Here is a 688-nt window from a genome sequence, read left to right on the forward strand (position 1 = left end):
GCCTAAAGCAGCTCAAAGCCGACACTGCCCAAGTTGGTGATCTATTGAGTAAATTTAAGGCTAAACAATGATCAAGTGGCTATTGGGGCTATTTTTTGCTGCAACTCTCTTGTTTGGCAAAAATCCTGCTTTTGTCCAAGAGGTTTATAATCAAGCGCAAATTTTGGACTCCAAATTTAATATTGATAGAAAGATAATTCTAGCCTATGTCAAAACAGAAAGCGATTTTAACCCCTACCCTATTCTTTTAAAAACAAGAAATACAGCTAGGGCTAAGCTGGCCTTCGATGGATTAAAAATAAAGTGTAAGGCTAATGAGCCGTATTTGGCCATATATCCAATTAATGTTGTTGAGGCTGAATTTGTATATGACATAATTCAAAACAACTATGATTTTTTACAAGTGTTAGACTACGATTTTGGCATTATGCAATTAAATACCAGGACAATTAAGGGCTATGGAGCTAATGAAAAAGAGCTTTATTTGGACTACAAAAAGAATATGCTCTTTGGCGCTGATATCATACGTGGCTGCTATACAATGCTAAAAAGCAAAACTCATATCTCAAATATCTTAGAGTGCTACAATAGAGGTGTTAGCATATCTCACTTAAACAGATCTCCTAGAACCTATTTGGCAAGATTTTTAGAAAATTACAAAAGTATAAAGTAGCCTATTTTATTAGCT

At 34.6% G+C, this 688-nt stretch carries 1 protein-coding gene; it reads left to right on the plus strand.

Features of this window, described 5'->3' with window-relative positions; translation table 11 throughout:
• Positions 1-67: 67 nt before the first annotated feature.
• Positions 68-673: a transglycosylase SLT domain-containing protein gene (locus CYP28_RS00005; protein WP_103592645.1), complete on the plus strand. Its 606-nt coding sequence runs from the start codon at positions 68-70 to the stop codon at positions 671-673.
• The last annotated feature ends 15 nt before the right edge of the window (positions 674-688 follow it).

This window comes from Campylobacter concisus (assembly GCF_002914195.1).
In the GTDB taxonomy this organism is placed as follows: Bacteria; Campylobacterota; Campylobacteria; order Campylobacterales; family Campylobacteraceae; genus Campylobacter_A; species Campylobacter_A concisus_M.

Coding starts and splice junctions, on each gene's coding strand:
- CYP28_RS00005 (WP_103592645.1), top strand. CDS start 68: ATGATCAAGTGGCTATTGGGGCTATTTTTTGCTGCAACTCTCTTGTTT.